Source organism: Effusibacillus sp. SKA8 (assembly GCF_058273125.1).
This window is the reverse complement of record NZ_JBZCSF010000017.1, coordinates 1-20,696: the sequence shown is the minus strand read 5'-3', so window position 1 is coordinate 20,696 and position 20,696 is coordinate 1. Positions and strand designations below refer to the sequence as shown.

Annotated in this window: 25 protein-coding genes and 1 pseudogene; 1 reads left to right on the top strand and 25 read right to left on the bottom strand. The window is 53.7% G+C overall.

The window, feature by feature from the left end; all coding sequences use genetic code 11:
* Positions 1 to 167: 167 nt before the first annotated feature.
* The 7 genes from AC4ED1_RS13060 to AC4ED1_RS13030 all read right to left on the bottom strand — a co-directional run bounded on the left by AC4ED1_RS13060 (position 168) and on the right by AC4ED1_RS13030 (position 4,833).
* A complete protein-coding gene (locus tag AC4ED1_RS13060) occupies positions 168 to 317 on the bottom strand; it encodes a hypothetical protein (protein WP_490939303.1) in 150 nt (49 codons plus the stop codon).
* Between the two features lie 310 nt (positions 318 to 627).
* Complete coding sequence (gene typA, locus AC4ED1_RS13055) at positions 628 to 2,463, bottom strand: translational GTPase TypA (protein WP_490939301.1); 1,836 nt, start codon at positions 2,461 to 2,463, stop codon at positions 628 to 630.
* Positions 2,464 to 2,488: 25 nt separating this feature from the next.
* On the bottom strand, positions 2,489 to 2,965 hold the full coding sequence (locus tag AC4ED1_RS13050; protein ID WP_490939299.1) for a hypothetical protein: 477 nt from the start codon (positions 2,963 to 2,965) through the stop codon (positions 2,489 to 2,491).
* A gap of 149 nt (positions 2,966 to 3,114) precedes the next feature.
* Positions 3,115 to 3,912, bottom strand: a complete 798-nt coding sequence (locus tag AC4ED1_RS13045; RefSeq protein WP_490939297.1) for an HAD family hydrolase — start codon at positions 3,910 to 3,912, stop codon at positions 3,115 to 3,117.
* An 86-nt stretch (positions 3,913 to 3,998) separates the two neighbouring features.
* Positions 3,999 to 4,241 (bottom strand): hypothetical protein, encoded by a 243-nt coding sequence (locus AC4ED1_RS13040; RefSeq protein WP_490939295.1) that lies wholly within the window; start codon positions 4,239 to 4,241, stop codon positions 3,999 to 4,001.
* Positions 4,242 to 4,301: 60 nt separating this feature from the next.
* On the bottom strand, positions 4,302 to 4,655 hold the full coding sequence (locus AC4ED1_RS13035) for a hypothetical protein (RefSeq protein ID WP_490939293.1): 354 nt from the start codon (positions 4,653 to 4,655) through the stop codon (positions 4,302 to 4,304).
* Positions 4,630 to 4,833 (bottom strand): Spo0E family sporulation regulatory protein-aspartic acid phosphatase, encoded by a 204-nt coding sequence (locus tag AC4ED1_RS13030; protein ID WP_490939291.1) that lies wholly within the window; start codon positions 4,831 to 4,833, stop codon positions 4,630 to 4,632. The genes AC4ED1_RS13035 and AC4ED1_RS13030 overlap by 26 nt, the downstream gene beginning before the upstream one ends.
* A gap of 242 nt (positions 4,834 to 5,075) precedes the next feature.
* Between AC4ED1_RS13030 and AC4ED1_RS13025 the strand changes: the two genes are divergently transcribed.
* On the top strand, positions 5,076 to 5,522 hold the full coding sequence (locus tag AC4ED1_RS13025; protein WP_490939289.1) for an N-acetyltransferase: 447 nt from the start codon (positions 5,076 to 5,078) through the stop codon (positions 5,520 to 5,522).
* A 66-nt stretch (positions 5,523 to 5,588) separates the two neighbouring features.
* Here the strand turns inward: AC4ED1_RS13025 and AC4ED1_RS13020 are convergent, their stop codons facing one another.
* From AC4ED1_RS13020 to AC4ED1_RS12935, 18 genes and pseudogenes are all read right to left on the bottom strand, one after another.
* Entirely contained in the window at positions 5,589 to 6,212 is a 624-nt protein-coding gene (locus AC4ED1_RS13020; protein ID WP_490939287.1) for an RsfA family transcriptional regulator, read from the bottom strand.
* Positions 6,213 to 6,330: 118 nt separating this feature from the next.
* Positions 6,331 to 6,471 (bottom strand): hypothetical protein, encoded by a 141-nt coding sequence (locus AC4ED1_RS13015; RefSeq protein WP_490939285.1) that lies wholly within the window; start codon positions 6,469 to 6,471, stop codon positions 6,331 to 6,333.
* 57 nt (positions 6,472 to 6,528) lie between these two features.
* Complete coding sequence (gene thiI, locus AC4ED1_RS13010; protein WP_490939283.1) at positions 6,529 to 7,719, bottom strand: tRNA uracil 4-sulfurtransferase ThiI; 1,191 nt, start codon at positions 7,717 to 7,719, stop codon at positions 6,529 to 6,531.
* 5 nt (positions 7,720 to 7,724) lie between these two features.
* Complete coding sequence (locus AC4ED1_RS13005) at positions 7,725 to 8,882, bottom strand: cysteine desulfurase family protein (protein ID WP_490939281.1); 1,158 nt, start codon at positions 8,880 to 8,882, stop codon at positions 7,725 to 7,727.
* 178 nt (positions 8,883 to 9,060) lie between these two features.
* Positions 9,061 to 9,747 carry a Crp/Fnr family transcriptional regulator gene (locus tag AC4ED1_RS13000; RefSeq protein ID WP_490939279.1) on the bottom strand — a complete coding sequence of 229 codons (687 nt, stop codon included), beginning with the start codon at positions 9,745 to 9,747 and terminating at the stop codon, positions 9,061 to 9,063.
* Positions 9,748 to 9,868: 121 nt separating this feature from the next.
* Positions 9,869 to 10,726, bottom strand: coding sequence for a M50 family metallopeptidase (locus AC4ED1_RS12995; RefSeq protein ID WP_490939277.1), 858 nt, complete (start codon positions 10,724 to 10,726; stop codon positions 9,869 to 9,871).
* A 19-nt stretch (positions 10,727 to 10,745) separates the two neighbouring features.
* The gene (locus AC4ED1_RS12990) at positions 10,746 to 11,585 is read right to left on the bottom strand and encodes a peptidoglycan DD-metalloendopeptidase family protein (RefSeq protein WP_490939275.1); all 840 of its coding nucleotides are present in this window, start codon (positions 11,583 to 11,585) and stop codon (positions 10,746 to 10,748) included.
* Between the two features lie 68 nt (positions 11,586 to 11,653).
* The gene (gene minD / locus AC4ED1_RS12985; RefSeq protein ID WP_490939273.1) at positions 11,654 to 12,451 is read right to left on the bottom strand and encodes a septum site-determining protein MinD; all 798 of its coding nucleotides are present in this window, start codon (positions 12,449 to 12,451) and stop codon (positions 11,654 to 11,656) included.
* Between the two features lie 39 nt (positions 12,452 to 12,490).
* Positions 12,491 to 13,171, bottom strand: coding sequence for a septum site-determining protein MinC (minC, locus tag AC4ED1_RS12980; protein WP_490939271.1), 681 nt, complete (start codon positions 13,169 to 13,171; stop codon positions 12,491 to 12,493).
* Between the two features lie 139 nt (positions 13,172 to 13,310).
* Complete coding sequence (gene mreD / locus AC4ED1_RS12975) at positions 13,311 to 13,820, bottom strand: rod shape-determining protein MreD (RefSeq protein ID WP_490939269.1); 510 nt, start codon at positions 13,818 to 13,820, stop codon at positions 13,311 to 13,313.
* Positions 13,821 to 13,830: 10 nt separating this feature from the next.
* Entirely contained in the window at positions 13,831 to 14,682 is an 852-nt protein-coding gene (gene mreC / locus AC4ED1_RS12970) for a rod shape-determining protein MreC (RefSeq protein WP_490939267.1), read from the bottom strand.
* 23 nt (positions 14,683 to 14,705) lie between these two features.
* On the bottom strand, positions 14,706 to 15,740 hold the full coding sequence (locus AC4ED1_RS12965) for a rod shape-determining protein (protein ID WP_490939265.1): 1,035 nt from the start codon (positions 15,738 to 15,740) through the stop codon (positions 14,706 to 14,708).
* A gap of 39 nt (positions 15,741 to 15,779) precedes the next feature.
* Positions 15,780 to 16,478 (bottom strand): RadC family protein, encoded by a 699-nt coding sequence (gene radC, locus AC4ED1_RS12960; protein WP_490939263.1) that lies wholly within the window; start codon positions 16,476 to 16,478, stop codon positions 15,780 to 15,782.
* Between the two features lie 5 nt (positions 16,479 to 16,483).
* A complete protein-coding gene (locus tag AC4ED1_RS12955; protein WP_490939261.1) occupies positions 16,484 to 17,086 on the bottom strand; it encodes a Maf family protein in 603 nt (200 codons plus the stop codon).
* Positions 17,087 to 17,089: 3 nt separating this feature from the next.
* The gene (locus AC4ED1_RS12950; protein WP_490939259.1) at positions 17,090 to 17,344 is read right to left on the bottom strand and encodes a DUF4321 domain-containing protein; all 255 of its coding nucleotides are present in this window, start codon (positions 17,342 to 17,344) and stop codon (positions 17,090 to 17,092) included.
* A 141-nt stretch (positions 17,345 to 17,485) separates the two neighbouring features.
* The gene (gene aspA / locus AC4ED1_RS12945; protein ID WP_490939257.1) at positions 17,486 to 18,910 is read right to left on the bottom strand and encodes an aspartate ammonia-lyase; all 1,425 of its coding nucleotides are present in this window, start codon (positions 18,908 to 18,910) and stop codon (positions 17,486 to 17,488) included.
* 134 nt (positions 18,911 to 19,044) lie between these two features.
* Positions 19,045 to 19,980: a hypothetical protein gene (locus AC4ED1_RS12940; protein ID WP_490939255.1), complete on the bottom strand. Its 936-nt coding sequence runs from the start codon at positions 19,978 to 19,980 to the stop codon at positions 19,045 to 19,047.
* Between the two features lie 210 nt (positions 19,981 to 20,190).
* Positions 20,191 to 20,696, bottom strand: a pseudogene (locus AC4ED1_RS12935) (group II intron maturase-specific domain-containing protein); the annotation flags it as partial.

The following is a 20,696-nucleotide window of genomic DNA, read 5'->3' as shown; positions in this document are numbered from 1 at the left end:
ACAGGCGGCGCGACAAGCGCGGGAAAATGAATACCCCCTTTGCGGCGGGATATCCTACCGAGGTTATGCCGTCAGTAAAAAATGGCGTATTGGAAGCTTGTAGGGACATCGCTTCCATACGCCTTTTTGGGTTACAACGACAAAACAACACTCTATTCCAAACTATTCTAGGCTTTTTTCACGACAAACTCCCTTGCAATCATTCGCCAAATGTTGGGGTCTTCCATCCCCAAACGCCAAAGTGCGATCCCCCGGATTCCCAGACGGTGTGCCAGGTTTAACTTTGCCCGGATACTGTCCGCATTTTCGAACCACACCTCGTGCTCATTTCCTGCTTCATCCTTGTAGCGAAATATCGGGGTTTGACTTGCCTGATCAAAAATTATGCTTTTCCGATATCTTCTCGCAAGATGCATGGCCATTGAATGTGTGACATACGTATTTCTTTTCGTGGTTAAATTGAAATCAAATCCAAATACGGAAACGGCAGCCGTAATTTTACTTGCCGGAATTTTGGTCAGGGCATAGCGGACCACCTTCTCCATCCAACCTATGGAAACTACCGGTCCGGAACCGCTAAGAACGTCCGCGTCCATTTTGCCTGACTGACGGCATAACCACGGGAAATCATGTCTGGTTTGCGTACGCTTTTTGCTTTTCGTGGCGGTCCCGTTCGTTCTTCTTCAGATACTTCTTGCGAAGACGGACTGACTGCGGCGTGATTTCGCAGTACTCGTCGTCGTTCAGATACTCCAGCGCCTGTTCCAGCGTCATGATGCGCGGCGCTTTCAGCTTGGTCGTTTCCTCTTTCGTCGCGGAACGGATGTTGGTCATCGCTTTCGCCTTGGTGACATTGACGGTAAGATCGTTGTCGCGGTTGTGTTCCCCGACGATCATCCCTTCATACACTTCGGTTCCCGGGGTAATGAACATGATGCCCCTGTCTTCCAGCCCTTCAATGCTGTAAGTTGTGGCCAATCCCGATTCGCTGGCGATCAGAACCCCTTGCCGCCGGCCTTCAATTTCTCCGCGGTACGGCTGGTACGAGTGAAAACTGTGGTTCATCACCCCGTATCCCCGCGTTTCGGTCAGGAAATCCGTCCGAAACCCGATCAAGCCGCGCGCCGGGATCAGAAACTCCATCCGTACGTTGCCCGTTCCGTAATTGATCATGTTCGTCATTTCCGCCTTGTGGGCGCCAAGCCGTTCCATTACCGGACCGGTATACTCCTCCGGAACCTCGATCACAAGATGCTCAAACGGTTCCATCTTGACCCCGTTTTCCTCGCGGATAATCACTTGCGGTTTGGATACCTGCAGTTCATACCCTTCCCGGCGCATATTCTCGATCAAAATCGACAAATGCAGTTCACCGCGTCCCGAAACGATAAAAGCGTCCGGCGAATCGGTTTCTTCCACTCTGAGCGATACGTCGGTTTCCAACTCCGCCAGCAACCGTTCCTTGAGTTTGCGGGAGGTTACGTGTTTGCCTTCTCGCCCGACAAACGGGGAATCGTTTACCAGAAACGTCATCTGCAGAGTCGGTTCGCCGATGCGAAGCAGCGGCATCGCTTCCGGATTGTCGGGATCGGCCACCGTCTCCCCGACATTGATGTCGCCAAGACCGGCAACTGCAATGATATCGCCCGCCTGCGCGCTTTCGACTTCCACCCGATTCAATCCGATAAACCCGTACAGCTTGGTAACGCGGGACTTCTGGATCGTGCCGTCCGTTTTGACAACGGCCACCTGCGAGTTGACTTTGATCTCCCCGCGCTGCATGCGGCCAATCCCGATTCTCCCCAGATAATCGTTGTAATCGAGCAAAGTGACCTGAAACTGCAGCGGCTCCAACGGGTTGCCTTTGGGGGCGGGAATGTGGTTGACAATCGCCTCGTACAGCGCCTTCATGTCATCCGTTTTCCGATCCGGCTCCGTCGTCGCATACCCCTGTAAAGCGGAAGCGTACACAACCGGAAAATCCAGTTGCTCATCGGTTGCGTTCAGTTCAATGAAAAGTTCCAGCACTTCGTCGACAACTTCCTGCAGACGGGCATTCGGACGGTCGATCTTGTTCAGCACGACAATCGGAACGAGATCCTGTTCCAACGCTTTCCGAAGCACGAATTTCGTCTGCGGCATACAGCCCTCGAACGCGTCCACCACCAGCAGGACGCCATCCACCATCTTCATGATCCGTTCGACTTCGCCGCCGAAGTCGGCGTGGCCCGGGGTGTCCACAATATTGATCGTGTAACCGTTATATTGAATCGCCGTATTTTTCGCCAAAATGGTGATTCCACGCTCGCGCTCCAGATCGTTGGAATCCATGACGCGTTCTTCAACGTGTTCGTTTTCCCGAAAAATTCCCGACTGTTGAAGCAATTTGTCGACAAGCGTCGTCTTCCCGTGGTCGACATGGGCGATAATCGCGATATTCCGAAGTTTTTCCTGATGGTTCATGTTGGGCCTCCCAATGTTTCGAACGTCAAATTTCGAAAAAACGAACTTCATTCTCCGCAACCCGCGGAGACATCTGATACGTGGCGGTCACCTGATGCTGCAAAATGAACTCCAGATGATAAGCGCACTCTTCCACGGTCCCCTGCAGCACCAGCACATGATTTTGGTAAACCGCTTCCAAAAAAGACCGACTCTGCGTGTTTTGGCCGATCAAAATGACCGGAACCACCCGTTTGTATGTCCGGCTGGCCAGGGTTTTTTTGGCTTGGACCAAATCCGTCACAAGAAAGCCCGGGAGCGGCTCCAACTGAAACTTCTCAATCGTCTTCACGAGGTAGATCGCATCGTCCGTTTCGACATACAGGTCTGCCTTGTAACCGTCGGCCCCGGCCAGCAGCTTGTCCTTTTCCAGTTGGCATTCCTGGTTCTCAAGCGCTCGATACATGCTCTCTTTCAGAGCCGGTGATCGAAAGTAATTCATCAATTGCGACAGTACACTCATCCGCGGCAGCCCCTTTTCACCAGAATACCAGAATACCAGAATACCAGAATAAATTTATTTTTATTTTTCGCAACGTCGCTTCAAATGCGGGGACATCCGTCCGCGTCGATCCGAATATTCGCGGCGCGTTTTCTATTTTTGATAGCCGATCACCCCAGATGTTCGCAAACACCGCGGTCCCCTTTCACCGATTGTTCGATCACATCCGGCACTTCCGTAATCGACTTGAGCACAAAGAAATGCCCCCTCGGCGGTAGGTCAAGCTCCGCTTGGTCGTATTCCCAGCCGAATGCGTCGGGAATATAAATGGCGTGCAGCCCCAACTCCAGAGCCGGAAGGATGTCGCTGCGGGCGGAATTGCCGATCACCCATGTCGACAGCCGCGAAAACTTGCCCATGTGCAGAACTTTTTTCAATGTCAGCGTGTTTTTGTGTTCGAAGATAAAGCGCCGCTCTTCCGGAAAGATGGCGTCCAGTCCGGCATTCAGGATTTTGCGGGTTTGAATCTCGTAATCGCCGCCGGTGTACAAAAACGGCTCGTAACCGAAATCCAGCAGGGTGACCAGAGTTTCCATGGCGCCGGGATACAGTTCGGGTTCAAAATCGTAAACCGAGCAGCCAAGCTCAAAAATGTCACGTTCTTCCCGCGGATCGGGAGTTTTCCCGTATTTGCCGCACATCAAAAGATACGTTTCAACCAACGATTCCGGGAACCGGTTTTTCCCGAGACCCGCCCGGCGGACACCGGCAACGTCGATTTGCTTCTGGGTCCGGGCAACCAGATCCAGGTCAATCGGATAATCCCGAAACAGTTCGGCCATGCGGTGGCCAAACTTTTCCCGTACCACGATAAAATTTCGATTGCAATGAATCAGCGTGTCGTCCAGGTCGATTAAAAGATACTGGGTCATTCCGTTTCTCACTCCGTGGAAGCGTAAGTATTTCATGCGGTATCAAATCCTTATTCAATTGAATTATATACGAAAAAAGAAAAAACCGCTGCAGGCGGCAACGGATAAACCAGCACGGAAAATCAGGAAAAGACTGTCATATATACGACCCAAAAGAAAACAGCGATCGCGGCCCCCACCAGTCCGGCCAGCAAAAATCCCATGCCGTAACGGCCGAACAGCCCCATGAGGAAACCGTATGACCAAGGAGCTTTCACATCCGGATACGCGGCGTGATACTCTTCTTCAATCGGCGTAAATTGTTTATGCAGACGCTCCTGTTCTTTCCTGTGTTCCGTTTCGTTTTGCGAATTGGTTTCGTTCACGGGATCGCCTCCCTGTCACTTTTTATCGTTAGTGTTTCCGCAGGGTAGCCGGATCATCCCTTAACAGCCGGAAAAACGATTGACGACCGTGAGAAACAGGCCAAATTCCATGCTTTGGATTTCCAGCGCACGATCCAAAAGATTGACTTCCACATCATCAGGGTCGATCGGCAGAGACAATACAGGCGGTTCGTCCCCTCTGCCGTGCGGGTGAAACAGAAATTCCAGAGCGATCGCCCGATTTGCTTCACCCCATACCACATCGCAAAAGTCAAACCGCCCCTCGAACTGCGCAATCACGATTGGCTCCGACCGACCGGGCTTGTCCCATTCGAGGCGACACCACACTGCGGCGTCTTGCAGGAATTCCTCCAGAAACGCCAAAAGTTCATCCATGCTGTGAATCGGATCCATACGCCCCTCCTCCAAATGTCGACCGCTCCTCATTTTGTTTGTAAAGCAACAGGATCAAACGATCCAACTGCTGGCTTTTTTCAATCAGATCGGGGTCCAGCAGGTTCCCCGACTGTTTGAACAAACGATGGAGTTCCATCCGCATCCGGTCAATCTGATTGAGTAACGTCTCTTCCATTGATCGTTTTCTTCCTTCTTAACCCAGAATCATACTTTTTGCCTCAAGAATCACACTTTTCCATTATACTGAATTGATATTTTCGTGAACAGTTAAGAAAAAACCTCATTTTTTGACATAAACCGCCTGCATTCGCAGTTTCAGCCGCGGAATATGTCGAACCTCTTTCCAGACGTTTTAGTTTTTCCCGGATACGTGTATAATAAATCTTGAAACAACCGTCAGGGAAGGGAGAGGGAGCCATGGCAGAAGTGCAAAAGCTCCGTATCAACTATAAAACCTTGGAAGAGTTTAAAAAATTTCGGGAAAACGGTTTGGAAGAACTGGCGATGCACGAAGAACTGCAATCGAATCTGATTGAAGACACGAAGGAATCTCCCTTTTACGGCATCTATGAAGACGGCAAACTCGTGGCCCGCATGAGTTTATACCGGATCGAAGCAAAGTATGACCGTTATTTTGATCCTCCGCAGGATCATTATGAACTCTGGAAGTTGGAAGTGCTTCCCGGTTACAAAGGAAAAGGATACGGTTCCGCGCTGGTGCGCCATGCGCAGTCGCTGGGACTTCCCATCAAAACCAACGTTCGTTTGGGCGCTCAGGACTTTTTTATCAAACTCGGCTTTACGCCCGTAAAATACGATCCGGTGCGGGACCGGGGGGAAAACCCGTACGTATGGAAACCGTAACATCATAGGCAGGTCGATTGGACCAAAGTGAAAAGAGGCGCGTTTTTGACGCCTCTTTTTCATTTTTCAATTGATTCTTTCCAGATTTCCGTTGGCGTCCATCCGAAAACGCGTAACCATGTCCGAATCCGCGAACTCCGGTTCGAATAAAGTCAGCTTGCGTGCTCTTTCCATAATTTGCACCAGCGTTTTATAATCCTCTTTGACAGCTTCGTGCTCTTCCGACAGCTTCTGGAATTGGCGGCGCAGCCGTTCGTTTTCCTCCCTTTCCCGTTTCAAATCTTTCCCGGCATCCGCCAAATCGCCTTCCAGTTTCCGCACGCGACCGACAAGGGCGGAATGCGCTTGCCTGTACTCCCTTAAAAATCGCAAACAATCGTCCCATGTAATATGCGTTGAAATATGCGTTTCCGGGCCGCTTTTCGATTCCCGCGCAATTTTGCCGTTGTTCTTTCGTTCGGCTTTTGCCAGATTCCGCTGCGCTTTTGCAATTTCAATGCCAGATTTGTAATTTTTTCGCACGCAAGCGTTCCATCTGTAACCGCATGCGGCCGCCGTCCGCCCCAAACGCTCGGCGCATTCTTGAAACGCAGCCAGTTGGGTGCTCCCTCCCTGTATGTGGCGCAGTATAATCTCAGCCAGGACCCTGTCATCATCGTCTGTCCAAGCGTCTTGACGCAACGCTTTCATCCACAACGCGACCTCCCTGCGACATTCACCGTGCTGCAAAAATTGGCAACCGCCTACATATGGTTATTTCCATTTCCAAAACAAAATAAACAAACCACCTTGAACAGGTGGTTGCACGTCAGACCAGATTTTTGATGACTTTCCGAATCAGTCTGAGCGAACGCCGCCTTTTCAGGATTGTGCCTCTGAAAGCCAGTAACATGGACAGCAAGTTGAAGAAAACCGCAGCCGCTCCAAAGTATCTCAACGCCTTTGCCATTCCGACCACATCCTTTCCAAAAGGATTCTAAGCATAGTGTGACCGGTTTGAAGCCTTCTATTCGGTTTCCCCGTTTTCCATTTCTTTGTAGAAAGTGACGGTTTCCGTCTTCTCCAGCGCTTCCCGGACAAGCGTCTCGACATCGAGATTCCGCTCCGCCCTTTCCGTCTCGCCCAACCGCGGACGCGTACGGGGAGCCTTCGGCATAAAAATCGTGCAGCAATCTTCGTAAGGCAGGATCGAAGTCTCGTAAGTCCCCAGCTCTTTCGCGATGCGGACGATCTCAACCTTGTCCATCGCAACCAGCGGACGCAGAATCGGAATATTTGTGACGTGATTGATCGCGTACATGCTCTCCAAAGTCTGGCTGGCAACTTGGCCCAAACTTTCGCCGGTGACAAGCGCCAAAATCTTGCGCTGATGGGCCAGCCGGTCCGCAATTCGCAACATAAACCGGCGCATCACCGTGATTGACAACTCATCGGGACAAAGCTGGCGGATCGCTTTCTGGATCTCCGTGAAGTGGACCACATGCAACCGTACTCTGCCCCCATAGCCAGCCAGAATCCTCGCCAGATCCTCCACCTTTTTGCGCGCCCGTTCACTGGTAAACGGAAACGAATGAAAATGCACCGCCTCGATTTCCACGCCGCGTTTCATTGTCATCCAGCCGGCGACCGGCGAATCGATTCCGCCCGACAACAACAACAGTGCCTTGCCGGAAGACCCCACTGGCAATCCCCCCGGTCCCGGAATCACCTCGACATACAAATACGCTTCCTCTTGCCTGATCTCGCACGTGAAAGTCAGTTCCGGATCGTGCACGTCAACCTTCAACTGGGAGATGTTACGCAGGATGTGACCGCCCAATGCGTGGGTGAGTTCGGGCGATGTCAACGGGAACGTCTTGTCGGCACGACGGGCCTCCACCTTAAAGGTGGTCGGTTTCCGCACGATCCGCCGCAGGAGTTCGACGGCAGCCCGCTTGATTTGATCCAAGTCCCGTGGCGTGGCAATAACCGGTGACAGAGACACGATTCCGGGTACCCAGCGGAGTTTGTCCAGAACCGGACGGTAATCGGCTCCGTTCAGGCGAATGATAATCCGGCTGCCGGCCCGTACAATTTTGATGTCGCCAAGGCCCTTGACAGCCTGCTGCATGTTTTCGACCAATTTTTTTTCAAAATCAGACCGGTTCTTTCCTTTTATGGAGATTTCGCCATAGCGGGCGATTAGCATTGAATACATCTCGTTTACCTCCGTGTCAATAACCGCAAATCATCCACCGTTCGGGCCAAGATGCGGACCGCTTCCGCAATTTCCTCCCCAGTTGTCTCGGTTGACAGGGAGATGCGGATGGCACCTTCCAGCTCTCTCTCCGCAAGTCCCATGGCTTTCAGCACGTGGCTGTAAATTTTTTCTTTTGAAGAACAGGCAGAGCCGGTGGAAACGAAAACCCCTTGCGTCTCCAGGGCATGAACGAGCACTTCCCCCTTCACACCGGGAAACGACACATTGACGATATGAGGAGCCGCATGCTCTTGCGGGGTGTTGATCCTTGCCCCCGCGATCGTCCCGCCGATCCGCTCAATAAGTTGATCGCGAAGCGCCTCCATCCGTTTGCGGTCCGCATCGGCGGCCGGCAAAATCTTCCGGACGGCCGCTCCGAATCCCGCGATTCCCGCAACGTTCTCCGTCCCCGAACGCTTGCCCCGTTCCTGCCCGCCGCCGTAGACGAGCGGCGTCAGATCGACGCCTTCCCGCAGGTACAACGCCCCGACCCCTTTTGGACCGTGCAGCTTGTGTGCCGAAAAGGACAACATGTCGATCCCGTTTTCTTTCGGCCGCAACGGAATCTTGCCATACGCTTGGACCGCGTCCACATGCAACAGGGTTTTCGGACTTCCGGCCAGCAGTTGCCCAATTTCCGGAATCGGCTGAACGGCGCCGGTTTCATTGTTGACATACATGATCGAGACCAGAATCGTCTCGTCGGTCAGGGCTTGTGCCACATCGCTTACGCGAACGCGACCGGACCGGTCTACCGGCAGGTACGTCACCCGGTACCCTTCGCCTGCCAAGTGTTTCATCACGTCCAAGACGGAAGAATGCTCAATGGAACTTGTGATGATGTGATTTCCGCGGTTCTTGTAGCGGCGGACCGCTCCTTGAATCGCCAAATTGTTGGCTTCCGTTCCGCCCGAGGTAAACAGGATTTCAGCCGGCTTGACCCCGAGCGACCGGGCGATGTCTTCCCGTGTGCGGTTGATGGTTGCTTCCGCCTCGAGCCCTTTTCTATGTAAAGACGAAGGATTGCCGTAGAATTGGGTCAACACTTCCGTCATCGCTTCCAAAACTTCTGGAATAGGACGCGTCGTGGCACTGTTGTCCAGATAGATTTCACGACTCACAGCATATGCTTCCTTTCCGTTTTTTGTAGTATCCCCTTTCGCTCGTTTCTACATTATAGCCCGGCAGCTTACCGGGAACAAGCCATTTTTGCTATTTCTTCCAGATGCATACGGTTTGCGAAAGATGGAAAAAAGAAACGAAGCCAGGTAAATCTCGTCCCGACTCCGTTGCCCGTTGTTAGTGCATATCAGCCAGTGCTTTCTGATCGAGCAGGATGATCTGCCGTCTTTCCACATCGATATGCCCCGCCGCCTTAAACTCGTTCAAAATCTTGCTGGTCGTCTCGCGGGTTGAACCAATCAGGCTCGCTATATCTTCATGTGTCAGGCGAATCCCGATCCTGACGCCGCCTTTCACCCGCTCGCCGTGCAGGTCCGCCAACTTCAGCAGCAACCGCGCCAAACGGGTTTGCACATCATAAAACACCAAATTCTCGATTTGCTCCTGGGCTTCTTCCAGCCGCTGCTCGACGATTTGCGCCAGCCGCAGCGACACCGCCGGATTGCGGGCGACGATTTTTTCGAACTCGTGCTTGTTGATCGCGCAAATATAGGCGTCGTCAAGCGCTTCCGCATAATACTTCCGCGGTTCATCCCCAAAGATCGCGCTTTCCCCGAAAATGGCCCCCGGTTCCAAAATCACGAGTGTGAAATGTTTTCCTGTATCGGAAAGCCGGGAGATGCGCACCCGGCCCTTCTTTAACAAATATACCGCGTTGCTCGGTTCGTCCGGCGTAAATATGAAATTCCGCTTGGGCACGACAGACGGCTGGCTTCCTTTTCCCAACTGATCCAGTTCTTGCTGTTCCACACCTTTAAACAAGTCAAACTCGCTCAATTCACAAACCGCGCACAGGCTGAGCATCCGTTGTCCCTCCTCAAGCTCCGGAAAGATCCTATAGGTAACCGTATCATACTCACCGGAACCTGGCAAGAGGAGGCAGGCTCAAGTGGCGGCAGGCACAGGACATGTACACGGCCAAGGACTAATGTTTTGCAAAAATCTGCCCGATTGCCATTCGCACGCCCCCCGGGCGCATGGCGGCTTCCAGCAGTTCCTCTTCCAGCAGAATCCGCAATCCCTTGCGCTGTTCGCCTCTTACATACACGACATGATATGCATCGGGAGCAAACTGTGCCAGCACTTTCAAAAGCGGAGTTTCCGGCGTTGCAGCAAGCGTCCTGACAGGCAGCGGACGATTGTGCCGCTGGCGTTGTTTCGCATCGAAAAAGCGGATCGTATCGTAGTGAATCTGTCGTCGCAACTGCCAGGCGGAAACGAACAAAAACGCTCCAAGGGTCACCATTCCGATTTGGACGAATCCCGCCGCCAACGCCAAAAGCCCCAGTATCATCAAAACGGTGGATAATAGAAACGCCATCCCGATTGCCACTCCTGTCGCTTTTCGGTATCCGAGCGAACGCGAGAACGCGGCCCGCAGAATCCTGCCGCCGTCAAGCGGCAAGGCGGGCAAAAGATTAAAAAAGGCAAGCGACAAATTGATTTCAATCAAACGAGACGCGTCACTTTCCGGCAACAGTCCCGCTTGCCGCGCCCCGATCGCGGCAAACAACATAACAAAATTCAGAAGCGGACCCGCGATCGCAATGATCGTTTCATGCCGCGGCTGCCATCCCAGCGATCCGTGTTCCAACCGGGCGACACCGCCAAAGGGCAGGATTTCCAGCTCCTTCACCCGGTACCCGTACAAAAACGCGGCAGCCGCATGTCCCAATTCATGCACGATCACCGTGCCAAACAGGAGCAACATCTCAACAAAATAAGGAGTCCACGCGGAGGCAACCATCAATACGACAAAAAGAGGATGAACCTTCCATTTCATCCCTTCCACATCATCCCCGTCACGGTGAACGCCTCGCCCGTGCCAACAAGTCTTTGGGATCGACAGGGCTATTTTTGATAAAATGGGCAAAATACAGATCCGAAGGCTCCCGTTTGCCGGTTTTGCCGATGATCTGTCCGGTGTACAGCCAATCCCCCGGCTTCACCGTCACCGCGTCCAAATGGCCGTACAGCGTTTGCCCCAAAGAACCGCCGTGATCAACAATTACGTAGACTCCGTACTTGTCGTTTTTATCGAATGTCTGAACCTTCCCCTTGGTGACGGCGCGGACTTCCGATCCGGGAGAAGTCTCCAGGATCACCGCGGGCTGTTTGGCGGGATCAAACTCCTTCGCAAGTTTGTAATCCGTCAAAGGCGACGTGTAAGACACCTCTTCGACAGTTGTTTTCGACCCGGTGGTGGAAGCGGGAATCGCCAGCCGGACATCCCCGAGATGAGCCGCCAACCAGTTGGAAACGGCCGAAAAATCGGTTTCCTGCGTCATGACGGATCTTACGACCTGTTGAGCGCGTTCTGCCGCAGGATGGGAAGACTGGAAAATCACGTACGTGACCAGCACGAGTACAGCCGCTCCGATCACCTGTGCGACGATCCGGTTGCTTTCCTGTTCATCGTACTCGTCATAGAGCTTATCCCTCTGGTGCGAACTCCAGGGTCCGTCCCACCGGGATGGCAAGCGTCCCGGTGGCGACCAGCGACGAGCGGCCGGACGGTGAATGCCGAAATAAGACCGCCCTGTTCCGGGGTCTTCCTCCGGTTCGCGAATCCCCCGGAAAATCGGATGCGAGGGAGGCGGAAAACTGGAATCTTGTTCGTCCCAATCCGGCGGTTGTTTCACAGACGTACCTCCTTGTCCATGGAGAATTGCTATATCTTATTCACCTCAGGACAAGGTTATGACCAAACTTATTTCCCAAATCCGATCATCTTTTTGAATTTGCGGAACAACCCGGACTGCTCCTCCAAGTGCATTAGCGGCACCGCATCTCCCAAAATCCGTCTGGCAATGTTCCGGTAAGCCATCGACGCCCTGGAGGACGGGTTGAGAACGATCGGCTCGCCGTGATTGGAGCCGGCAATCACGTTTTCGTCGTCCGGCACGACGCCAAGCAGGTCAATGGCCAGAATCGACACGATGTCGTCAATGTCCAACATATCTCCCTGCCGGACCATGTGGGGGCGAATCCGATTGATCACAAGCTTGGGGCCGTAAATCTTCGCCCCTTCCAGGAGCCCGATCACCCGGTCCGCATCCCGGACGGCCGCATTCTCCGGCGTTGTGACGACAATCGCCCGGTCCGCTCCCGCAATCGCCAGCTGAAATCCCTGTTCGATTCCGGCGGGACAATCGATGATGACAAAATCGAATTTTTCCTTGAGTTCCAGCACGATCCGTCTCATTGCCTCCGGCACCAGCGCCGTCTTGTCTTTTGTTTGCGAGGCCGGCAGCAGACACAAATGATCGAAGCGCTTGTCCTTGATCAATGCCTGATCCAGACGGCAAGTGCCATTTACCACATCGACGACGTCATACAGGATCCGATTCTCCAGTCCCATGATCACATCGAGATTGCGGAGCCCGATATCGACATCGACCAGGCAAACTTTTTTCCCGGACAGCGCGAGCGCCGTGCCGATATTGGCGGAAGTGGTGGTTTTGCCAACTCCTCCCTTGCCGGATGTCACAACGATGGCTTCACCCATTTTTCAGGCCCTCCTTAAAAACATACCCCTCCTCGGGCATTATTTTCGGGGTCGTATCAAATGCAAGTTCAGCAGTTTGTCGATTGCCATCCGCCCGTCGCGCAGGTACGCAAACTCCATTTCCGTCGCTTCCGCGTTCATTGGCGAATCGGTATCGGGGGAGCGCGAGACCACTTTGCCGATTCGCAACTGGGTAGGCTGAAAGTAAACAGCCCCAATGATTGCGTTTTCATTGCCGTTGCATCCCGCGTGAGCCATGCCGCGCAACGTGCCCATCACAAAAATATCGCCGGTTGCCAACACCTGGCCGCCGGGATTGACATCCCCGATGATCGTAATATCCCCGTCAAATTCGAGTCTTTGCCCTGAACGGACGGTTCCCTTGTAAAGAGCGGCTGTCGGAATCCGGCTGGCCGGTTCCTTCTCCGCCAACGACTGAAATTCCCGGATGATCAGATTGCCGTGCATGCCCAGCAGTTCCCGCACTTGCTGCTTTTGCAACTCCGACAGCAAACGCCGCCCCGTCTGGATCGTAACGTGAACAATCGGCCCGAACAGAAGTTTGGCCTGGGCCCCTTGCAATTTCTTTTTGAGATCCTCCAGAATGTCTTCAAACCGGCATTGATCGTCAAAAAGAAAAACCAATCCATCACGGATGCCTTTGATTGTTACTGGATGTTTGCCAAAGCGAGGCATCTCGCACCCGGGTTGATTCCGCATTTCGGGCCCTCCTGTCTAGCCGCACACTTCGGTATCACATTCTACGTCTCGTAATTATTCGCCAATTCAAGGGCGTATTCCTCCCTGAAAAAACGAATCCGGAATGTTCGTTCCGGGGAACTCCCTCCCGTTGCAGTAATTAGAGATGTTCTTCTCCCATCCCCCATTCTTCGTCCGCCGGCAGCCGCTTGACAGCCCACGGATACAAGATCAGGCCGAAAATCCCGTTGAAAATCATCAGACGAACCGCATGCGTTAAGACCGCCAACAGGTCAGGATGCGCCCTGCCGAATATCATGGCCATGCCGTAGTTCATAAACTCGTGCACAGCCGTAAATCCCAGAATCAGCAAAATCAGCATGATCAAGCTGCGATTGAGAAACACCCGGAACAACGAAGCGGCAAAATAGGCGGTGGCCGCCAACGAAAACAGATTCATTCCAATCAGGCTTCCATATACGACATCCTGAATCAAACCGATCAGACCGCCAAGAATCGTCGCCAGAAAGCGCCCTCTGAAATAAGCGACAAACAGGATCAAAAGCACGGGAAGCGACGGCTGCACCCAACTGAACGGTTTTTGCACGAACAAAGTCGCTTGCAGAATCAACCCACACAGCAGAACGAGAAAAAGGAACACCGGGTGCATAAGCTCCTCCTTATCTCTCATTGTGGGCCGGTTGGGCACGCTCAACGTAAAAGACCGTTTCCAGGCGATCCAGTTTGGCAGCCGGCTTGATTTTCGCTTTTTTGGTGAGTCCGGATTCTTCCATCGTGACGTCAGTGATTTCCCCGATCAGAATGCCGGCCGGGAACATGGAGAAATTGGAAGTTACAACCTTTTGACCCGGGGACAGTTTGGCTTCCCGGTCAATCAGGCTCATTTCGACAGCTCCCAACTCGCTGCTGGATCCGCTGACGACACCGACCGCACGAGTCGTCTGTTCCATGGCGGAAATCCCCGTCCGGTTGGTATCGGTGATGAGGATGACCGTGCTGCTGAATTTGCCGACGCTCATGACACGCCCGACAAGACCGCCGTCAGGGGCGATTACCGCCATGTCTTTTTTGACGCCGTCTTTTTCTCCCTTGTCGATCGTAATCGACGAATTCCATTTGTCGGGGCTGCGTCCGGTTACATTGGCGGGCCACATGTTAAACGCGTACGGCTGAGCCTGATTTTTGAAGTTCAACATCGTTTCCAGTTGTTTGTTGCGCTGCTCCAGTTCCGTCAGTCTTGCGCTGAGCGTGGCATAATCTTGCAAATTGGCTTTCAATGCTGCGTTTTCTTCATACAATGCGAGAATGTGCTCCACTTCGTCAATAAAACCCGCTATATGCCCGACCGGTTGATACACGGCGCTTTGAACCCAGGAAAAAACGTCGATCAACACCTTTTCCGGCCAAGTGATGTCTTTGCGCTCCTTGACCGAATAAGACACCGCGACGGTCAGCAAGATCAGGCTCAAAAGCAGAACCAACATCCGTTTGTTGTTGCTGAATCGGGGCACGAATACCCACATCCTTTTCCCGGTTAGCGTAAGGATCTTCGCTTGGAAGTGTAGCCACCCCGATTTTTGAACAGATGGATCAAATCGAGGGCTTTCCCCGTACCCACAGCCACGCAGTCAAGCGGACTTTCCGCCACCACTACGGGCATTCCGGTCTCTTTCGACAAAAGGCGATCCAAATCACGGAGCAGCGCCCCTCCCCCGGTCAAAACGATCCCCCGATCCATAATGTCGGCCGCCAGTTCCGGCGGCGACTTCTCCAACGTGATTTTCACCGCATCGATAATCGTGTTGACCGTATCTCCCAACGCTTTGGCGATCTCTTCGGCGGAAATCGTCAGCGTCTTTGGAAGCCCGGAAACGAGATCGCGTCCCCGAATCTCCATCGTTTCCCTGCGTTCCGACGGCATTGCGGAACCGATCGAGATTTTCAGTTCTTCGGCGGTCCGTTCGCCGATCATCAAATTGTACGCTTTTTTGATGTACTGGATGATCGCTTCGTCCATCTCGTCGCCCGCCACGCGGATGGAACGGCTGGTAACGATACCGCCCAGCGATATGATGGCAACTTCCGTTGTGCCGCCGCCGATGTCGACCACCATCGAACCTGTCGGTTCCCCTACCGGAAGCCCCGCGCCGATGGCGGCCGCCATCGGTTCCTCAATCGTGTGGGCTTCCCGTGCTCCCGCCTGCAGAGTCGCGTCTTCGACCGCTCTTTTTTCCACCGCGGTAATGCCGGACGGCACGCATACCATCACCCGGGGGCGCCCCGAGAAAATCGATTTCTTTTTCATCGCCTGCCGGATGAAATGGCGAAGCATGGTAGCCGTCGTGTCAAAATCCGCGATGACACCGTCTTTCATGGGACGAACGGCGACAATGTTGCCGGGCGTCCGGCCGATCATCATTTTCGCCTGTTCGCCGACCGCCTCAATCGCCCCCGTATCGGTGCGGATTGCAACGACAGAAGGTTCGCGGACAATGATTCCTTTTCCTTTGACAAACACCAATGTGTTGGCTGTCCCCAAGTCAATTCCCATATCACGGCTGTTAAACATGATAGATACTCCCTTCAAGACGAATGCTGTGTCTGACGGCTAAAACAAGCCCTGTTCTTTCATGCTGACAAAACGCTGTTCCCCAACCACAACGTGATCCAACACTTCAATTCCCATAAGCTGCCCCACTTCAGCCAAGCGTCTGCTTACAAGGATGTCTTCGCGGCTGGGAGTCGGATCGCCGCTGGGATGGTTGTGGACACAGATGATCGAAGCGGAACTCTTTTTGAGAGCGGTTTTGAAAATTTCGCGAGGATGCACGATCGAAGAGTCAAGAGAGCCTATGGATACGACTTCTTCCGCGATCACTTGATTCCGTGTATCGAGGTGAAGCACAATGAAATGCTCTTTTTTCTCGAAGCGAAGACGATCCATCAACAGGTTCGCCACGTCCTGGGGACTGCGAATTACGGCCAACGGTTCTCTCGACAGCCGGGCGATGCGCTTGCCGATTTCGATTGCGGCTTGAATTTGCAGGGCTTTTGCGGGACCTATTCCCGGAATGTCGGTCATTTCTCGAATGTCCGCTTCCATTAAGGAACGAAGCCCCCCGAAATGAGACAACAGGCGTTCAGCCAATCCCATTACAGACTGTCCGTTGGAACCGGTGCGCAGCAGGATCGCCAGCAGTTCCGCATTGCTGAGGCTGGGGGCTCCATCGCGGAGCATGCGCTCCCGCGGCCGGTCCTCCGCCGGCACATCGCGGACGAGCACACGCGATGTTTCTTCGGTTTTCAATCAGCTCACCTCTTGCTTTCTTCCGTCGCCTTCAACACATGAACACCAAAGGAAGCCAACATCGAAGCAAGCAATTCCATGGGAAGTCCGACGACGGTAAAATAATCCCCGTCGATCCGGTCAACAATCGTCGATCCGATGCCCTGGATGGCGTATGAACCCGCCTTGTCCATCGGTTCGCCGGTCTGGACATACGCTGCAATCTCAGTGTCAGTCAGAGACCGCATATGTACGTGCGTCAAGCGATGTCCGACCAAGTGTCTGCCGGTGGACGCGTCAATCACCGCCACTCCCGAATAAACCGTATGGGTTTTTCCCTGCAATCTGCCAAGCATGTCGCAGGCATCCTGCTTATCCACAGGTTTGCCAAGTATGCGTCCGTCTAGTACAACAATCGTGTCTGCCCCGATTACGATTCCATCCCGTACAGTATTCGCAACGGCGGACGCCTTTCTGAACGCCAGCGTGCGAACCGTTTCCTCCGGCGAGAGCTTGTCAACCGTTTCGTCCACAGCGGGCACCAAAACCTCGAAATTCAGCCCCAAACCGGCGAGAAGCTCGCGCCGCCGCGGCGAACCGGACGCAAGAATCAGCTTGCCCACGCGCATCACCTACATCTTTCTTGAAATCCAGTAAGCCAGGCCCAATCCGATCAGGCTTGCCAAATTTAGTCTGACCTGCAGATCGAGATCATATTTGACAATCCCAAAATCTCCGGCCGGATTCCATCTGACGGGTGTCCACGCCTGAGTCAGCCAGGGAAGCTGAAAAGCTTTTCCGAGCAGATCGCCCGCGATCGTGCCGATCGTGAGTCCGAGTATCAAAATCAAAATCAGTCTCCATATGTTGGAGGATGACCTTGCCATAATCATACCCCCTTTGGAACCGCATGTCCACTTGCCAGAGATCGACAATCTTGTCATTTATTCGACAAGGATCGGAGTACTTCCTGCTGCACAAAAAATTAAAGACGAGACGCGGAAAAACAATCCGCTTTCCCGGCATCTCTATTTTCGCTCTCCGAACAACAGATTCGCGCCAGCGATCCCCGGCGTCGTCATTTCCAAAGGATTGAGGATCACGTCAAGTTCTTCTTTCGTCAAAACCCCTTTTTCGAGGCAGATTTCCCGGACGGGACGGCCCGTGGCGATCGCCTCTTTCGCAATGACCGACGCGGTTTCGTACCCGACATGCGGGTTGATGGCGGTGATGACACCGACGCTGTTTTCTACCAGTTCGCGACACCGCTCCACGTTCGCCTCCAGCCCTTCCACCAGATACTTGGTGAACACCCGCACCGCGTTTTGCAAAATCGACAGCGATTGTAACAAGTTAAACACCAGCACCGGTTCCATCACGTTCAATTCCAATTGTCCCGCTTCCGAAGCCAGACAGATCGTCTGGTCGTTACCCTGGATTTGAAACGCCACCTGATTGACCACTTCCGCCATCACCGGGTTGACTTTGCCCGGCATGATCGAGGATCCGGGCTGACGGGGCGGCAGTTTCAGCTCGGCAAACCCGGTGCGCGGTCCCGATGCCATCAGCCGGATATCGTTGCAGATTTTCGACAGATTGACGGCGCAGATTTTCAGAGCGGCGGACACTTCCGTGTAAGCGTCCGTGTTTTGGGTCGCATCGACCAGATCCTCCGCCCGTTTCAGATCGAGCCCGGTGATCTGCCGCAAATATTCCGTGACTTTCGCGATATACTCCGGCATCGCGTTCAAACCGGTTCCCACCGCTGTCGCTCCCATGTTGATCTCCCGCAGGTTATCAAGCGAACGGGCGATCCGCTCAATGTCGCGCCCCACCACCCGGGCGTACGCGCCAAACTCTTGTCCCATCCGGATCGGCACGGCGTCCTGCAAATGGGTACGGCCCATTTTGATCACGATGTCAAACTCCACCGCTTTCTTTTCCAGCGCGGTTTTCAGTCCGGCCAACGCTTCCAGCACCCCTTTGGCCACATTAAGGGAAGCGATCCGGATTGCGGTCGGAAACACGTCGTTTGTCGACTGCGCCATATTGACGTGGGTGTTGGGCGAACACTTGATATATTCTCCCTTTTTGCCTCCCAACAACTCGATGGCCCGGTTGGCGATCACTTCGTTGGCGTTCATGTTCATCGACGTGCCGGCACCGCCCTGGATCGAGTCGACGATAAACTGATCGTGCAGTTTGCCGGCAAGAACCTCATCAGCCGCCCGGATGATCGCATCGGCAATGTCCGGCCGCAATACGCCGACCTCCCGATTGGCCATGGCAGCCGCTTTTTTCACCGCCGCCAACGCCCGTATCAATTCTTTGTGCGGCGGAATGCCGGTAATCGGAAAATTCTCGACCGCACGCAGCGTCTGAATGCCGTAATACGCGTCGGCCGGCACCTCTTTCGTACCCAACAGGTCTTTTTCCGTTCGGGTTTCCGTCATCGTCCACGACCCCTTTTTCAATGTAACGTCAGTCTTTTTCCAGCATATCACAGTTTCCGGATTCTTTCCAAAAAAGGAGCGCAAAAAGAAGCGCAAAATGGGGAATATCAAAAAGCGGGACGGGGCACAGGGCATTACGGTACCAATTTGTTGATTAATTCTTCGTAATCGACCACGCTTTGCGTAAGACAACGCTGCACGTCCAACACTTCTTTCGCCTGTGTCATCGCGGTGGCGGCTTCCTGCAACTGCTGCAGCAGATCGTTCAGGCGGGCGACTTCACCGTTTTTGCCCGCTTTCTCCAAAATTGCACGGGCCATTCCAATCTGTCCGTCAAGGGACTGTACCCGTTTGCCCCATGCTTCAACCGCGCTTTTGTCCGGCGCTTTCCCGGTAGCCAACGCGATTCCTTCTTGTATCGTTTGAACGGCCTGGGTCAGGACACTAGCGAGCGTGGTCCCGTCTTTTGCCGGAATTCCCTGGATCACGCCTTTTTTTTGGACCACTTTGTAGTCTTTGACGTAGTAAGGAATCTTTGCCCGATTCAAAGCGTCCGCCACTACTTGTCCCTGTGCCCTGTCCCGGGCGATCCCGACAAACAGCTGGATCTGGCCGGAGTTGCGCAATACCGGACGGACCCCGATTTTTTCAAATTCGGAAGCCCCTTTTTTGGCTCTGTCAAAATCGGTATAAGCGCTGACTTGGTAAGCGACCAGTTCCAATCCGGGCAAAGACTGGGCGACCACAACGGCAGCGCCCCCTTGCGGGCGTGAGTTGACCGCAGTGACAGTGGGACCCGACTCGTGGCTTGTGTTCCTGAACAAAAACAAGATTCCGCTCCCCAAAATTGTACCGGTCAGAACAGCCAAAGCCGCCGGCAGCAACCATGCGAAACGCTGGAAACGGGGGAGCGCATCCCGTTTTGAACACCGGTCCGCATTGCGCCAGTACGGCTTTCGTTCCGGACGCGAATGAAACTCAAACGGGCGGCTGCCCCGCCATTTGCCGGTCCCCGCCACAGGTTCCTTGCTGACCGGACGAAAGGTAAACGTCATTCGAGACTTGTCCATATCCGCTGCTCCTTCCGACTCTATCATTTTTTACTACCTTATGACGGCGTTCGCAAAGATATGCAGGTTCCGGCGTGCCCGATGACACCCCGCAGCAGCGCCGTGCCGAATTCCCGACTGTCTTTGCTGTCGGGGCGACCGGCGCATCAATCGAGTAGGAGGGGGCGGCTAACCCCCGTCCTCTCACACCACCTAGCATGCGGGTCCGCACTAGGCGGTTCCAAAAGGTTCACGAAGTTCCAAATAACGAACAAGCAAACTTTTCAGCCCTTGTGCTTCCCAATAGGAAGTGTCAAGGGCATTATTGAGGTTGCGGGACATGGCCCATGCCCCGCGGCAGGAGTTGGCCATTTGGTGAACCGCAAATTCCGGGACCCCAAGTGCACGCAGTTCCCGATAGCGCGTTCGCACCCGTTTTCATTGTTTCCATAGACACATTCTGAGTCGCCGCCGGATCCACTGGTCTAGTGACTCGCAGTGGTTCTTGGCCGAGGCGATGTGGAAGTATCCTGCCCAACCCATGATGTAGCGGTTTATTTCCTCAATCCGCTGCTTCATCGATACAGGCCGGGTTCTGGATGTGATGACGCGGATGCGTTCCTTGAACCACTCGATCGTTTTCGGCGCGATCAGGATGTCGTGATTCACCCGGTCAAAGAATTTTTCCAGGTCCATGTCGACCACCCAACGGTATCTTTCCTGAATGAAGCATTGGA

Excerpts from the sequence above, each read along its gene's own strand:
- typA (WP_490939301.1), bottom strand. The coding sequence starts at position 2,463 with ATGAACCATCAGGAAAAACTTCGGAATATCGCGATTATCGCCCATGTC.
- AC4ED1_RS13050 (WP_490939299.1), bottom strand. The coding sequence starts at position 2,965 with ATGAGTGTACTGTCGCAATTGATGAATTACTTTCGATCACCGGCTCTG.
- AC4ED1_RS13045 (WP_490939297.1), bottom strand. The coding sequence starts at position 3,912 with ATGAAATACTTACGCTTCCACGGAGTGAGAAACGGAATGACCCAGTAT.
- AC4ED1_RS13035 (WP_490939293.1), bottom strand. The coding sequence starts at position 4,655 with ATGGATCCGATTCACAGCATGGATGAACTTTTGGCGTTTCTGGAGGAA.
- AC4ED1_RS13030 (WP_490939291.1), bottom strand. The coding sequence starts at position 4,833 with ATGGAAGAGACGTTACTCAATCAGATTGACCGGATGCGGATGGAACTC.
- AC4ED1_RS13025 (WP_490939289.1), top strand. The coding sequence starts at position 5,076 with ATGGCAGAAGTGCAAAAGCTCCGTATCAACTATAAAACCTTGGAAGAG.
- AC4ED1_RS13020 (WP_490939287.1), bottom strand. The coding sequence starts at position 6,212 with ATGAAAGCGTTGCGTCAAGACGCTTGGACAGACGATGATGACAGGGTC.
- AC4ED1_RS13015 (WP_490939285.1), bottom strand. The coding sequence starts at position 6,471 with ATGGCAAAGGCGTTGAGATACTTTGGAGCGGCTGCGGTTTTCTTCAAC.
- thiI (WP_490939283.1), bottom strand. The coding sequence starts at position 7,719 with ATGTATTCAATGCTAATCGCCCGCTATGGCGAAATCTCCATAAAAGGA.
- AC4ED1_RS13000 (WP_490939279.1), bottom strand. The coding sequence starts at position 9,747 with ATGCTCAGCCTGTGCGCGGTTTGTGAATTGAGCGAGTTTGACTTGTTT.
- AC4ED1_RS12995 (WP_490939277.1), bottom strand. The coding sequence starts at position 10,726 with ATGAAATGGAAGGTTCATCCTCTTTTTGTCGTATTGATGGTTGCCTCC.
- minD (WP_490939273.1), bottom strand. The coding sequence starts at position 12,451 with ATGGGTGAAGCCATCGTTGTGACATCCGGCAAGGGAGGAGTTGGCAAA.
- minC (WP_490939271.1), bottom strand. The coding sequence starts at position 13,171 with ATGCGGAATCAACCCGGGTGCGAGATGCCTCGCTTTGGCAAACATCCA.
- mreD (WP_490939269.1), bottom strand. The coding sequence starts at position 13,820 with ATGCACCCGGTGTTCCTTTTTCTCGTTCTGCTGTGTGGGTTGATTCTG.
- AC4ED1_RS12965 (WP_490939265.1), bottom strand. The coding sequence starts at position 15,740 with ATGTTTAACAGCCGTGATATGGGAATTGACTTGGGGACAGCCAACACA.
- AC4ED1_RS12955 (WP_490939261.1), bottom strand. The coding sequence starts at position 17,086 with ATGCGCGTGGGCAAGCTGATTCTTGCGTCCGGTTCGCCGCGGCGGCGC.
- AC4ED1_RS12950 (WP_490939259.1), bottom strand. The coding sequence starts at position 17,344 with ATGGCAAGGTCATCCTCCAACATATGGAGACTGATTTTGATTTTGATA.
- aspA (WP_490939257.1), bottom strand. The coding sequence starts at position 18,910 with ATGACGGAAACCCGAACGGAAAAAGACCTGTTGGGTACGAAAGAGGTG.
- AC4ED1_RS12940 (WP_490939255.1), bottom strand. The coding sequence starts at position 19,980 with ATGGACAAGTCTCGAATGACGTTTACCTTTCGTCCGGTCAGCAAGGAA.